Source organism: Novosphingobium sp. Fuku2-ISO-50 (assembly GCF_001519055.1).
Classification (GTDB): domain Bacteria; phylum Pseudomonadota; class Alphaproteobacteria; order Sphingomonadales; family Sphingomonadaceae; genus Novosphingobium.
This window is the reverse complement of record NZ_KQ954299.1, coordinates 41565-55700: the sequence shown is the minus strand read 5'-3', so window position 1 is coordinate 55700 and position 14136 is coordinate 41565. Positions and strand designations below refer to the sequence as shown.

The following is a 14136-nucleotide window of genomic DNA, read 5'->3' as shown; positions in this document are numbered from 1 at the left end:
TGTACAAAACAGAACGACATTCCATAATTTGAAACCAGAGCGTCAGCGTGCATGGTTCCGGTTGACAGAATGACATTTCATTGTGCATTCCACGACTCGTGAATACAGTTGTTTCCATAGATGGGGAGATGATGCAATGGCCGCTCGCACAGGCGACGAATATAAAGCCGGATTGAACGACGACCGCGTCGTCTATCTGGGCGAAAACAAGGTGTCCGTAACCGACGACCCGCTTTTGGCCGGATCGGTAAACGGCATGGCCGGCTATTTTGACTGGCAGCACACGTATGCCGACGATTGCCTGATTTCCGACCCCGAGCGCTCGGGCGAAAAGATGAATGTCAGCCTGATGCTGCCCAGAAGCGCGGAAGATCTGGCGATCCGCCACCGCGGGCTGGAGCGTCTGGCGCGCTATTCAAACGGCATGCTGGGACGCACGCCCGACTATGTGAACGTGGTGCTGTCGGGCCATACCGCCCGCGCCGACATCTGGGCGCGCGGCAAGCCCGAAGGCTATGAGCGCCTCAAGAAGTTTCATCGCGAAGTGATCGAGGGCGATCTCTCGATGACCCACACCATCGTGCACGCCAATATCGACAAGAGCGTGGGCGATCTGGCGGGCATGAACACCGACCTCACGCTGCGCGTGGTGGGTCGCAACGAAAACGGCATTATCGTGCGCGGCGGCAAAGTGCTGGCCACGCTCGGGCCGCTGGCCGACGAGCTTTATGTCTATTCCTCGTCCCCGATCCCGTCGGGCGGAGAGGACTATGCGCTGATCTTCTCGATCCCCGTCAAGACCAAGGGTGTGATCCAGATCTGCCGCGACCATTATGGCACCAATGCCAGCGTGCAGGACGCCCCCTTCTCCTCGCGCTTTGACGAGCAGGATGCCTTCGTGATCTTTGACGATGTCGAAGTGCCCTATGAGCGCGTGTTCTGCGATGGCGATCTCAACGTTTACAACAACCTCAACCAGGGCGTTTCGCCGGGCAACACGCTGCAGCAGACCGCGATCCGCGCGATGGTGAAGCTCGAATTCGCCTATGATCTGTGTTCGAGCATCCTCAAGGTCAGCAACAGCATCGCCCGTCCCGATGCGGCCGAAATGCTGGGCGAGATCCACGCCTATCTTACGCTCACCCGTTCGGCGATTGTCGGCGCCGAGGCACGCGCGCATGACTGGGGCGCGGGAGCCTTCTTCCCGCATCGCGATCTGTCGGTGCTGCGCTGTGTCATGCCGGGCTGGATGACGCGCGTAAACCAGATCATCCGCGCGATCGGATCGCACAATCTGCTGTGCACGCCCTCGCTCAAGCTGTTCGAAGATCCTGAAATCGGCGATGCGCTGCGCAAATATCTGCCCGGTGCGGCGGGTATCAGCGCCGAGCAGCGTGCCAGCATCATGCGCACGGCGTGGGACTTTGCCGGTTCGGCGCTGGGCAGCCGCGTTGAACTGTACGAGATGTTCTATCTCACCAGCCAGGGCCGCGCGCGCATCGGCGACCATATGTACGCCCAGCGCGACGGCCAATGGGGGCAGGTGCGCGAATTCCTCGAAAAGTCGGGCGCACTGCCTGACGTAGAGTGGAAATGAGTGAAAATGGCGGCGCTGGAAGGAGACTTCCGCGCCGCCATACGCCTGTCGCTTGTGGAATCCGCCGCGGCCACTATCCTGTGCCGCGTGGAACAGGCAGCGGAATTTGGCAATCATATGGTGGTGACAGGTTTGGTGGAATGCGTGGTCCTGCGAGGCGGTCGGACGCTGGTCCATGGCGACGGGCGCTGCGGGCAAGTTGAATTTCATGGCTGATGCCCCGCTGGAAAGCACCAGCCGCGAGCGCTTTCTTGTTGCAGCCGATGAACAATTTATCGAAAGCGGCTATGACCGCTGCACCATCCGCGCCATTGCCGCGCGGGCGGGCACCAGCCTCGCCTCGCTCAGCCGCAACTGGAGCGGCAAGCGGGAATTGTTCGTCGAGGTTTTCAAGCGCCATTTCGATCCGATCCATGCCGCGCAAAATGCCAGTTTCGACGTGCTGGAGGCGCAGGGGAATTTTTCCGCCCGCGCGGTGATCGCCGCATTCTTCGGCTCGGGCATGACCTGTGAAGGGACGGGCATGCAAAAGATCCGTCGCGTCTACAGCCTGGCCCTGCTCGATCCTTCCGAAGAGGCGCGCGCCATCACCCGCCAACTGGCCGAGCCGGTGCGGCAAAGGTTGATCGTCCTGCTGCGCCGGTGCCTGCCCGACCTTGACGAGCGGCGCTTCTTTCTCGCGATGAATGTGGTGCTGGGGGTCTATATCTACCCGCTGGCGCGCGGCGAGAGGCTGGCCAGTGTGATGGGCTATGATTTGGCCGGCTTTGATTGGGAAGCGGCGGTCGACATTCTGGCCGACATGGCGTGCCGGGGTATCGAGGGTTAGGATTGGTCGAATCGGGAGCCGAGGCGCTGGTCCTCGCTCCCGCATGGTCAAACTGCCCGAGCGCCTTGACGGGCGATGCCCCCCCCCCAATGCTCAACCGTTGCTCAACCGTTGCTCAGCCGACGCTCAACCGATGGCACGGGCAATCGAGGTGAGGATGCCGCCGCCCATGAAATAGCGCAGTTCCATCCGGGTATCGATCCGGCAGAGCGTCTCGAAGCCAAAGCGCGAGCCATCCTCACGCTCCACCACCACCCTCACCGTGCCCAGCGGCGCCAACCCGCCAAGGTCGGTGATGGTGAAACGATCCGCGCCCGTCAGACCCAGCGTGCGACGATCCTGACCGCCCGCGAATTGCAGCGGGAGGACACCCATGCCGACCAGATTGGCACGGTGGATGCGCTCGAAACTCTCGGCGATCACCGCGCGCACGCCGATGGCGGCGGTGCCCTTGGCCGCCCAGTCGCGGGCCGAACCCGTGCCATATTCCTTGCCGGCGATGATCACCAGCGGCACGCCCTCGGCGCGGAACCGCATGGCCGCGTCATAGATCGGCAGCACATTGCCCCGGTGGTGCGACATGCCGCCTTCGACGCCGGGCAACATCTCGTTCTTCACCCGGATATTGGCGAACGTGCCGCGCGTCATCACCTCATGATTGCCGCGCCGCGTGCCATAGGAATTGAAGTCCACCGGCGCCACACCCAGACCGCGCAAGTAATGGCCTGCGGGGCTGTCGGGTGCGATGGCGCCCACCGGCGAAATATGGTCGGTGGTGATGGAATCGCCCAGAATCGCGATGGGCGCGGCGCTCGCGATGTCGGCAGGTGCCCCCGGCTCTGCCGACATGCCCGCAAAGAAATCCGGCGGCGCAATATACGTGGAGCCCGCAGCCCAGGGAAACCGGTCCGACTGATCCGCAGGCAGCGCCGCCCAGCGTTCGTCCCCTGCGAACACCGTGTCGCCCACTGCGGCAAAGCTGGCCGGGGTGACGAAGCGGGCCAATGTTTCAGCCACTTCGGCGCGCGTCGGCCAGATGTCGCGCAGATGGACGGGCTGCCCGTCCGGGGCCACCCCCAGCGGCTGCGTCGCCATGTCCACCGCCACCGAACCGAGCAAGGCGTAGGCCACTACCAGCCCCGGCGAAGCCAGGTAGTTGGCGCGCACCAGCGGCGAAATCCGCCCTTCGAAATTGCGATTGCCCGAAAGCACGGCGGCCGCGACGATGGCATTCTCCGCGATGCTCATGCCGATATTTCCGGCCAACGGCCCCGAATTGCCGACGCAGGTGGCGCAACCATAGCCCACCAGATTGAAGCCCAGCGCATCGAGATCGTCCTGCAACCCGGCACGGGCAAGGTAATCGCTCACCACCCGGCTGCCCGGCGCGAACGAGCATTTCACCCAGGGTTTGGGCACAAGCCCCAGCGCACGGGCCTTGCGTGCGACCAGCCCGGCGGTGATCACCGAGGCGGGGTTGGACGTGTTGGTGCAACTGGTGATCGCGGCGATGGCGATGGCGCCATGGTCGAGAGTGAAGTCCGCGCCGGCAACGGGAAAGCCCCTGCCCGGCACCGCGCCGAAATCGGCCAGAGCCTCGGCAAAGCCGCCGGCGAGATCGGGCAGCGCGACAAGGTCTTGCGGGCGCTTGGGGCCCGCCAGCGACGGCACGATCGTTCCGAGGTCCAGCTCGACCAGATCGTCGAACGCCGGGTCCGCGGCATCAGCCTCGCGCCACAGGCCCTGCGCCCTTGCATAGGCTTCGACCAGCGCGATCTGTTCCTCGTCGCGCCCGCTCAGCCGCAGATAGGCCAGCGTCTGGACATCGATGGGGAAATAGCCGCAAGTCGCGCCATATTCGGGTGCCATGTTGGCCAGCGTCGCCCGGTCCGCGACCGGCAGCGCGGCCAGCCCCGGCCCGCAGAATTCGACAAAGCGCCCGACCACGCCCCTGGCGCGCAGCAGTCTGGTCACGGTCAGCACCAGATCGGTCGCGGTGGTGCCTTCACCCGGCGCGCCCACCAGCCGCACCCCCGTCACGAGCGGGCGCAGCATCGAGACGGGCTGGCTCAGCATCGCGGCTTCCGCCTCGATCCCCCCCGTGCCCCAGCCGAGCACGCCAAGCCCGTTGACCATGGTGGTATGGCTGTCGGTGCCGACCAGCGTATCGGGATAGGCCAGCAAAGTGCCATCCTCGCCCCGGCTGGTCCAGACGACGCGCGCGAGATTTTCCAGATTGATCTGGTGGCAGATGCCCTGCCCCGGCGGCACCACCTGAAAATTGCCGAGCGAGCGCGCGCCCCAGCGCAGAAAGGCATAGCGTTCCGAATTGCGCTCGTAATCCAGCGCAAGATTGCGCTCAAAGGCCTGCGGCTCGCCGGCATGATCGACCATCACCGAATGGTCGATGACCAGATGAACGGGGATGGTCGGGTTCACCGCCGCCGGGTCCTTGCCCAGCGGCACCATGGCATCGCGCATCGCGGCGAGATCGGCGAGGCAGGCCGTGCCCGAAAAATCCTGCATCAGCACGCGCGCCGGATGGAACTGGATTTCCCGCGCGGGGCCTGGCGGAGGCGCGACAAAGGCGCGGATGTCATCGGCAGTGACACGCACCCCGTCTTCGCAGCGCAGCAGGTTTTCCAGCACCACCCGCAGCGAAAACGGCATGCGCGCAAGGCTGCCGAGGCTGGCCTGTGCCTGTGGCAGCGAAAAATAGGTATAGTCCGTCTGCCCCACGCGCAGGGTGCTGCGCGCGCCGAATGTATTGGCCATGTCTCGCGCTTCCGCTATTCGGCCACGACCGGGGTGGCATCACCCAAAGCCAGCTTTTCGCGCAGCGCGCGCAGGCTGCCGCCCGTCTTGACCTTGCCGGGCAGCGGATGGCGGACGATCTTTTCGGCCATCAGCGCGCAATCGATCAGCGCTTCGAGATCGACGCCGGTTTCGATGCCCATTTCCTCGCACATCAAGACCAGATCCTCGGTGCAGATATTGCCGGCCGCGCCCGAATGCCGGGCAAAAGGGCAACCGCCAAGCCCTGCCACCGCCGCGTCGAAATGGGCAACACCCATCTGCAGCCCGGCATAGGCATTGGCCAGACCGAGCCCGCGCGTGTCATGCAGGTGCAGCGAAATGGCGACATCCGGGTTCGCCGCGCGGACCTCGCCGACCACGCGCCGGATCTTTTCGGGATTTGCCCAGGCCATGGTGTCGCCCAGCCCGATCAGGTCCAGATCTTCGCCATTGTCGCGGGCGATCGCGCGCATCTGCCCCACCAGTTCCACCACATAGGCGGCATCGACATCGCCTTGGAAATTGCAGCCGAACGCTGCGGTGACAAAGCCGGTACGCACCGGCACGCCGGCATGCTGATAGCTCTTGATCAGTTCCGGCTGGGCGGCGAACTGTTGTTCGAGCGTGCGGTTCTGGTTGCGCTTCAAAAAGGCCCTGGAGGCATAAAGCGTCAGCTTGCCTTCCATGTGGAGCTTCTTTGTTTCCAGCGCGCGCAGAAAGCCCTGATTGTTGAGCCACAGCCCGGTGAAATGCACACCTTCGACAGGCGTGATGCCCGCGACCACCGCTTCGGCATCCGCCATGCCGGGCACGCGGGCGGGATTGACGAAAGACACGGTCTGGATGTGCTTCAGGCCCGTTTTGGCCAGCGCATCGATCAAGGCGATCTTGTCGGCGGTCGGTATATCCCCGGATTCGATCTGGAAACCCTCGCGCGGGCCTTCTTCCTTGATGAATATCCGCTTGGGCAAGTCATTCATGATTCATCTCCGCAGCGAAGCCTGCAATATAGGCTCGACAATCCGTTTTGCATTTCCTATTGAACCGGCGTTCTGATCATCAGAACAAGTTTACGGAACAGCGAGAGGGGGTTCTCGTTACGCACATTCCCGAAGAAGGGCGCGGCAATTCCAAATCGGGTGTTGCCGCCGTCGATCGAGCCTTCACCATTCTGGGCGCTTTCACGCATGACCGTCCGGTGCAGTCGCTGGCGGAACTGGCGCGCAACACCGGGCTTTACAAGAGCACGATCCTGCGCCTGCTCGGCAGTCTGGAAAGCTTTGGCTATGTCTGGCAGATGGCAGACGGCGCTTACCGGCTGGGTCCCAAACTGGCCGAGCTCTCGTCGATCTTTCAGGATGCCTTCGAGCTGCGCGACTATGTCGAGCCGGCGATGAAGGATGTGGTGAACCGGACGAACGAAGGCGTCTCTTTCCTGATCCGCGAAGGCGACAGCCAGCTTTGCCTGTTCCGCCAGGACGGCAAGAATGCGGTTCGCGATTACCATATCCGCGTCGGCACCCGGCTCGGACTGGAAAGCGGCGCCTCGGCGCGGATCTTCCGCCACTTGTCCAATCCCGCCTCGCTGCCGCATCCGCTGCCGCGTTACTATTCGGTTTCGCGCGGCGAAGTGAACGGCGAGATGGCGGCCATTTCCGCGCCGGTGTTCGGTCCGCGGAACGAACTGGTGGGCGCGTTGCAGATTTCCAGCCCGATCGCCCGCTTTACCAAAGAGCAGCAGGACTTGCTGCGCTCGGTCGACACCGAGGCGAGCGTGAAGCTGTCCATTGCGCTGGGCGTGGACCCGCGCCAGTTTTCCGGGGAACTGGTGGCCCTGAAGGATTGAGGGCCGCAGCGAGAGGGCGGAACTGGCGGCGCTGCGGGCCGCCGGGGCGCCCCTCACACCACCTTCCGCTCGCGCAGTTGCGCGATTTCGGCGGGGCTCAGGCCGATCTCGCCGTAAATCTCTTCATTGTGTTCGCCCAGCAGCGGCGGGGCGCTGCGTGCGGCAGGCTCGCTATCGCCAAAGCGAAAGCCCGAGCGGACCACCTCGATGCCGTCCAGCCCGGCCTGATCGAAGGGGATATGCTGCACCAGCCGACGCGATTTGACTTGTTCGCTGGCCAACACTTCGGGGACGGTCATCACCCGGCCGCTCGGGATTCCGGCCCGGTTGAGCTCGGCTTCCCATTCGGCCGCCGGACGCCTGGCCAGGGCGGCATTGATTTCCCCATTCAGCGCCGCGCGATGGACCTTGCGATCCTCGCGCCCGGCAAAGCGTGGGTCGGCGATCAGATCCTCGCGCCCGATTTGCCGTGCCAGAGCCTCGAACTGTTCCTGCTTGTTGGCCGCGATGTTGAGCGGGCCATCGGCCGCCGTGAACACCCCCGAGGGCGCGGCCGTCATGTTCTGATTGCCGACCGCGCGCGGCTCGACCCCGGCCAGGAGGTAATTCGAGACCACCCAGCCCAGCACCGAAATCGTCGAATCGAGCATGGAAACGTCGATGAAACGCCCCTTGCCCGTTTCCTTGCGCGCATAGAGCGCAGACGCGATCGCAAAGGCGGATGACAGCCCGCCCAGCGTGTCGCACAAGGGATAGCCGACGCGCAACGGCGCCGAATCCTGATCGCCGGTGATGCTCATCACCCCTGACATGCCCTGCACGATCTGGTCATAGGCGGGATTGCCCCGCAGTGGACCTTCCTGCCCAAAGCCCGAGATGGCACAAAAGATGATGCCCGGATTGATCTCTTTCAGCGCCTCGTAGCCGACGCCCAGCCGATCCATCACGCCGGGACGAAAGTTTTCGACCACGACGTCGGCGTCTTTGACCAACCGCTGGAACAGATCGCGGCCTTCGGGCGTCTTGAGATTGAGCGAGACCGATTTCTTCCCCGCGTTCTGCGCCAGGAAAGAGGTGCCCAGAAATTCCCGGTTGAGTTCGGTCGAGGCCCCCAACTGGCGGGCGAGATCGCCGCCGTCGGGGTTTTCCACCTTGATCACTTCGGCACCGAGCAGCGCCATCTGATACGTGCAATAGGGGCCGGACAGGACGTTCGTCAGGTCCAGCACCCGGACACCCGACAGCAGGTCGGCGTGCGGCAGGTCGGCAGGCGGCAGGTCGGCATTCGGCCGGGCAGCGGTCTCGCTCATCGTCTCAGATGTCCGCAGTCAACACGTCATACTTGTAGAGCCAGTCATAGCGGCCGGCGATCGGCGCGCGGCTCCATTCCTGTTCCATATAGGCGATGGCGCCTTCCTCGGTCGCAAGCTCCGGCGCGTGAAAGCGGCCGGTATTGTCCTTGGCGCCCTGCACCATGCGGGTGGTGCGCTCGACGCGCGCGCCCTCGTAATGCTTGAGCGCCGTCTCGACATCATCAAAGGCATCGAGGCAGCGACCGAGGACAACACCATCCTCGATCGACATCACCGCGCCCTGCGCCAGGAACGGCAGCGTCGCGTGGGCCGCATCGCCCAGCAGCGAGACCTTGCCCTGACCCCAGGCGGGGGCGGGCTTGCGTTCCATGAAGGCCCATTTCATCAACTGCGGCGCAGCCTTGATCAAGGTCTGGACCACGTCGTGCCAGCCGGCGAAATCGCGCAGGCATTCGGCCTTGTCGCCGATCTGGCGATAGCCTTCGGCAGCCCAGGTGCCGTTCTCGACAGTGCCCACCATGTTCATCAGCGTGCCGCCGCGCAGCGGATAGTTGACGAGATGCGCGCCGGGCCCGATCCAGGTCCAGCCGACCATCTGGCGCAGGCTTTCGGGAAGCAGTTCCATCGGGATCACCGAGCGCCAGGCGACCAGCCCCCGGAACTGCGCCTCGTCATCGCCCCACAGCTGGCGGCGGATCGCGGTCTTGACGCCGTCGGCGCCGATCAGCGCATCGCCCGTCGCGACAGTGCCGTCGGCCAGCCTGAGCGTGACGCCCTTGTCGTCCTGCTCAAAGCCCGCGACGGTCTTGCCGAGGTGAAAGACATCGGGTTTCAGCGCGCGGGCCGCGTCCACCAGCGTGCCGAGCAGATCCGGGCGAAAGACGGTGAGATAGGGAAAGCCGTATTTCTCGGTAGCGCTGTCGCCCAGGTCGAACAGCGGGAACGCCTTGCCGGTGTTCCACAGGCGGAATTCCTTCTTCTCCGGAGCGCAGGACAGGCCCTTGAGAGTCTCGAACACGCCCAGCGCATGAAGCGCGCGCGAACCGTTCGGGCTGATCTGGATGCCCGCGCCCACTTCGCCCAATTCCGGGGCCTGTTCATAGACTTCGACATCAAAGCCGCGCTGCAGCAGCGACAGCGCCGCCGCTGCGCCGCCGATCCCTCCACCGGCGATCAAAACCTTCTTGGGCAAAACCTTCTTGGGCAAAATCTTCTTGGGCTGGTTCACGAACGAGACTCCCTTCCAGGAAATTTGTGAGGGGGCCAAAGCGCGGCCCCTATCCATCGATTATCGGGCAGACGCGCGCAGCCAGTCGAACGCCGCCATGACCGGCGCGTCCGAAACCTTGAGCAGCACCGCATCCTCGACGGCGACATGGCGGTAGGGGCGCCAGGCAGGCACGGCGATGGTATCGCCGAAGCTCCAGCCGATGGCAGAGCCATCGACTTCGGTCGTGCCCTTGCCCCGCACCACGGCATAGACGATGTTCGCGGTGGTCCGGCAGGTCCGGGTCGGCTTGCCCGCGTCGAGCCGCTGCATGTCGAGCCGGATGGTCTTCAGCGCCGGATCGCCAAGCTGGACCGAGGCATGGGCATCATCGAAGTCCTGCCCATGCACCGCTTCCAGCCGCTTCACCGTATCTTCCCAGCGGAAGGCCAAGGGGCCGCCGTCGCTGTCGACGACATCCTTTTCCAGCCCTTCCGCGTGCGGCTCGTAGAACATCGGTTCCAACAGATGCACGAGCGGCACGTCGAGAAAGTCCATCCAGTAGCATTCGTCCTGACCGACGTTTTCATGGCTGTGCCAGGCCCAGTTGGGAGTCAGCAGCACGTCGCCCGGACGCATTTCCACGCGCTGGCCATTGACCACGGTATACGTGCCGCGCCCTTCCAGGATCAGGCGCAGCGCGTTGGCGGTATGGCGATGCGAACGGGCGATCTCGCCCGGCTTGACCATTTGATAGGCCGCCACGATGGTATTGACGGTGGGGTAGATGTTCCCCTCTGCCGGATTGAACATCGTGAGGTTGCGGCGTTCCGCCTTGTCGGTGCCGATCAGGTGACCGGCGGCTGCGAGGATCGGTTTGACATCGCTGTATTTCCAACGGAACGGCAGGAAATTCTTCGCCGGCTCGCGCCACAGCGCGGGCTTGATACGGTGCCAGCCGCCTTCCATGTTGAGCGCGGTGAAGGCCTTGTAGAGTTCATCGAGCGAGCCGATGGCGGCGGGATTGGCGTCCACCAGCGGCGGCTGTGCGAGAAGATCCGTGCTCATGGCGTTCACCCCAACGGCTGCTTGACGATCGGCGGAACATAGGCGTCGGCAAAGACCTCGGTCGCGCCCTCGGTGCCCTGCACCACCGGCACGGTCATTTCGCCGACATCCTGAATCCAGATATGGACCGTGTCGCCCGCGACGATCGGCCCCACCCCCTGCGGCGTGCCGCTGGCAATGATGTCGCCGGGCTGGAGCGTCATCACGGCCGACGCGGTGGCGACCATGCCCGGAATATCGAGCACCAGATCGCGCGTATTGGCATGCTGGCGCAGTTCCCTGCTGCCATCGGGCTTCACGACCCACAGCTTGAATTCCAGCGCCTGCGGATCGGGAACCGCATCGGCGGTGACGATCCACGGACCGACCGGGCAGAAAGTGTCATAGGCCTTGCGGAACACGCGCTCTTCGCGGCCGCGCACGACCATGTCCATCAGGCAGGCATAGCCGAAGACGTAATCCTTCCAGTCCTCGCGCGCGACGCCGCGCGCGGTCTTGCCGATGATGATGCCAAGCTCGGCCTCGTGATGGACCTCGCGGCCCGGCACATGCGGCAGCACGATCGGATCGGCAGGGCCGGACAGCGAACTGTTGGGCTTGAGGAAAAAACCCTGGTTGGTCGCGCGATAGCCGGCCTGCATCTCGTTGCCGTGGGCATGGTAGTTCACCGGATAGGCGATGACCTTGTTCGGCCAGGGCACCGGCGTTTCCAGACGGACCGAGGCGAGCGGCAGCTTCGCGCCGGTGGCCGCCGCAGCCTCGATCGCGGGACGCAAGGCATCGAAATCGCGGATCAGCCGTACCGGCCCGACCGGCGGCCATTCGCCCGGCGTTACGCCGGCAGCCGCGCTCACATCGACGATATCCTCGCCGACAACGACGCCGATCCTGCCACCATCGAAACGTGCAATCCTCACCGGGCTTCTCCAAAGGCTGATTCGACCTAAATGTTCTATTAGTCAGAACATTGTTCTATTTAAATGCGAAAACTCGGAAGGTCAACGCAGGAGCGTACCTGGGCTCGCCCGGCTCCCTTAAAAAGAGGGGGAGTGAGTTGCCTCACCCCCCGCACACTTAGAAATTGAAGCGGATGCGACCACCGAGCACGCGCGGCGCCCCGATCGTTGCGGCGGACAGACCACCCAGGATCGGGTTCTGGTCGCCGCCGTTATAGACGGCCTTGTTCGTCAGGTTCTGCGCGAAGAGGTCGACCGAATATTTGCCGCCAGGTGCGACATACGTCACGCCGGCATTGAGCAGGGCATAGCTCCCGATCTGCGCGTTCGGAATGAACGAGGCCTGGATCCAGCGGCTTCCGGCATAGGTCGCGTTGACATTGGCGTCCACATGGGCGCCGTCTGCGAACTCGAAGGTGTGCGTATAGCCCGCGCTGCCCGACCAATCGGGCGAACGCATCATCTGATAGCCCGAGCAGTCGACGCTGAAATTGCTCGTGCCCGTGATCGGGGCGACGGCGCAACCGGTGGACGGCCGCTTGGCATAGGCGGTCCAGACGAAGTTGCCATAGCGGGCATGGTCATATTCAGCGTTCAGCGTCAGCGTGTCGTTGGCGGTCAGCTTGCCGCGCAGATCGAGGCTGACACCCTTCGACGTCGCCTTGCCGGCGTTGATCGTGACCGACTGGCTGGTGCCATAGGCGTCAAGCGCCTGCAGCGATTCCTGCTTGTTGGTGAAATCCCACCAGAACAGCTCCAGGTTCGCCAGCAGCTTGCCGCCGAAGAAGCGATTCTTCGAACCCAGCGTATAGGCCGTCAGCGTTTCCGGCAGATAGGCCGGAACCGCCGCCACCGGCTGGCCACCCGACTTGAAACCGGTGGAGACGGTGAAATAGGCCATGTTCTGCGGCGTGAACTGATATTCGGCGCCCGCCTTGTAGTTCACCCGGCTGTCATGCAGGTGCGACGACAGGTCATAGACCTTCTGCCCGTCCGGCCCCGGCAGACCGGTCGCGGAAGGAAGGCACGGGCTGCTCGCCGGATAGGCCGCCAGCAGGCACTGGGTGCCGTTGGCCACATCATGCGATTCGTTGGTATAACGCACGCCGCCGATCAGCTTGAACCCGTCGAACAGTTCGTAGCCGGCCTGGCCGAAACCGGCATAGCTCTTGGTCGACAGATCGGCGGTATACGTGAGCGCCAGCGCGCCGGTAACCGGAATACCGGGAATATTGGGCACAAACACGCCCGGTGCCGCAGCGCCGAGATAGACGGTGGAATTGTTGCTCAACTTTTCGTCATAGTAGAAGAAGCCGACGGTATACGTCAGGCGGCTGTCTCCCTTGTCGGAAATCCGCGCCTCGATCGAGCCCGCCTTGGATACCTGCGGCGCACCGGTCTGGTAATTGGTGGTGCTGTATTCGATCCCCGGGAAGCTTGCCGCGCGGATCGTCACCCTTTGATAGGCGGGAATGACGGTCAGCGTGCCGAAGCCGAGGTTTACGTCAGCCTGGGCATGGACGTTCCAGCTGTTGATGTCCTGATAGGCCTGCGCCGTATCGAAGTCCGGATTGGTGTGGAAAATCGTCTGGAAGCGCTGATTGACCAACGGCATCACGCTGGTCCAGGGGTTGCTCGGCACATAGGCGCCGCCCGGCGTGGTCGCGCTCGGCTCATAGGCGACGTAGCCCGGGCCCTTGCCGCCGATATGCTGATAGTTGCCCCACAGCCGCAGCGAGAAATCGCTCGAAGGCTTGTACAGGACCTGCAGGCGGGCCGATTCATGCTTGTCGTCGTTGGTACCATCGCTGAGATAGCCGTCACGACGAACGATCTCGCCGGCCGCGCGGATGGCGAGGGTATCGCCCACCGGAATGTTGACCGCCGCTTCGCCATTGTAGCCGGCATAGCTTTGCAGACCCGCCTGGACATAGCCGGCGAGCTGGCCGAGCTTCGGCGTTGCAGCGACGAGATTGAGCGCGCCGCCCGAAGAGTTGCGGCCATAGAGCGTGCCCTGCGGCCCCTTCAGCACTTCGACCCGCTCGAGATCGAACATGTTGCCGTTGAAGGATTGCGAACGCGCGATGTAGACGCCATCGATATTGAGCGAGACCGAAGGATCGCTGAGCGGCGTGGTGGTCGGCGTACCGGCCCCGCGCACAAAGACCTGGGTCGCCGAACCGCCCATCGCGACCTGCACGCCGGGCGTGATCTTGCTGAGGTCGGTCGCCTGGCTGATACCGGCTTCGCGCAGCGTATCGCGCGAGATCACGTCGATCGAGATCGGCGCCTTTTGCGAGCTTTCCGAACGGCGCTGCGCGGTGACGACGATATCGCCATCGCTGATGCTCTGGGTCGCAGCCGCGTCGGCATTACCGGCGGAAGCGCTGGCCGGAGCCGGAGCCGCGTCGGCGGCATAAGCCAGCGAAGGCATCATCGCGCTGACCGCGATGCCACCCAGCAGCGAAAAAGAGAGAGCATTCAAGCGCATACGGAGTCCTCACCCGTGAGTTAACATCAAATG

At 63.9% G+C, this 14136-nt stretch carries 11 protein-coding genes; 4 read left to right on the top strand and 7 right to left on the bottom strand.

The annotated features are described in order from the left end of the window. The first annotated feature begins 136 nt into the window (after positions 1-136). From AQZ50_RS16300 to AQZ50_RS16290, 3 genes are read left to right on the top strand one after another with little or no spacing between them, the layout of a single operon-like run. A complete protein-coding gene (locus AQZ50_RS16300; RefSeq protein WP_067747828.1) occupies positions 137-1597 on the top strand; it encodes a 4-hydroxyphenylacetate 3-hydroxylase N-terminal domain-containing protein in 1461 nt (486 codons plus the stop codon). A 6-nt stretch (positions 1598-1603) separates the two neighbouring features. Continuing rightward, complete coding sequence (locus AQZ50_RS20785) at positions 1604-1813, top strand: PNPOx family protein (RefSeq protein ID WP_067747826.1); 210 nt, start codon at positions 1604-1606, stop codon at positions 1811-1813. Beyond that, complete coding sequence (locus tag AQZ50_RS16290) at positions 1806-2426, top strand: TetR/AcrR family transcriptional regulator (protein WP_067747825.1); 621 nt, start codon at positions 1806-1808, stop codon at positions 2424-2426. Before AQZ50_RS20785 ends, AQZ50_RS16290 begins: the two co-directional genes overlap by 8 nt. Before the next feature lie 126 nt (positions 2427-2552). Here the strand turns inward: AQZ50_RS16290 and acnA are convergent, their stop codons facing one another. Together acnA and AQZ50_RS16280 are read right to left on the bottom strand one after the other, a co-directional pair. Further along, positions 2553-5201 carry an aconitate hydratase AcnA gene (gene acnA / locus AQZ50_RS16285; RefSeq protein WP_067747824.1) on the bottom strand — a complete coding sequence of 883 codons (2649 nt, stop codon included), beginning with the start codon at positions 5199-5201 and terminating at the stop codon, positions 2553-2555. 14 nt (positions 5202-5215) lie between these two features. Further along, positions 5216-6202 carry a hydroxymethylglutaryl-CoA lyase gene (locus AQZ50_RS16280; RefSeq protein ID WP_067747822.1) on the bottom strand — a complete coding sequence of 329 codons (987 nt, stop codon included), beginning with the start codon at positions 6200-6202 and terminating at the stop codon, positions 5216-5218. Positions 6203-6261: 59 nt separating this feature from the next. Here AQZ50_RS16280 and AQZ50_RS16275 point away from each other — a divergent pair, with 59 nt between their 5' ends. Then, positions 6262-7068 carry an IclR family transcriptional regulator gene (locus tag AQZ50_RS16275; RefSeq protein WP_067747820.1) on the top strand — a complete coding sequence of 269 codons (807 nt, stop codon included), beginning with the start codon at positions 6262-6264 and terminating at the stop codon, positions 7066-7068. A gap of 53 nt (positions 7069-7121) precedes the next feature. Here AQZ50_RS16275 and AQZ50_RS16270 read toward each other — a convergent pair whose 3' ends face one another. The 5 genes from AQZ50_RS16270 to AQZ50_RS16250 form a co-directional block, all read right to left on the bottom strand. Next, positions 7122-8378 carry a CaiB/BaiF CoA transferase family protein gene (locus tag AQZ50_RS16270; protein WP_067747819.1) on the bottom strand — a complete coding sequence of 419 codons (1257 nt, stop codon included), beginning with the start codon at positions 8376-8378 and terminating at the stop codon, positions 7122-7124. A 4-nt stretch (positions 8379-8382) separates the two neighbouring features. After that, positions 8383-9609, bottom strand: a complete 1227-nt coding sequence (locus AQZ50_RS16265) for an FAD-dependent monooxygenase (protein ID WP_231730354.1) — start codon at positions 9607-9609, stop codon at positions 8383-8385. 60 nt (positions 9610-9669) lie between these two features. Continuing rightward, positions 9670-10656 (bottom strand): cupin domain-containing protein, encoded by a 987-nt coding sequence (locus AQZ50_RS16260; protein ID WP_067747818.1) that lies wholly within the window; start codon positions 10654-10656, stop codon positions 9670-9672. A gap of 5 nt (positions 10657-10661) precedes the next feature. Continuing rightward, complete coding sequence (locus tag AQZ50_RS16255; protein WP_067747816.1) at positions 10662-11573, bottom strand: fumarylacetoacetate hydrolase family protein; 912 nt, start codon at positions 11571-11573, stop codon at positions 10662-10664. Positions 11574-11730: 157 nt separating this feature from the next. Next, a complete protein-coding gene (locus AQZ50_RS16250) occupies positions 11731-14097 on the bottom strand; it encodes a TonB-dependent receptor (RefSeq protein ID WP_197412531.1) in 2367 nt (788 codons plus the stop codon). Positions 14098-14136 lie beyond the last annotated feature (39 nt).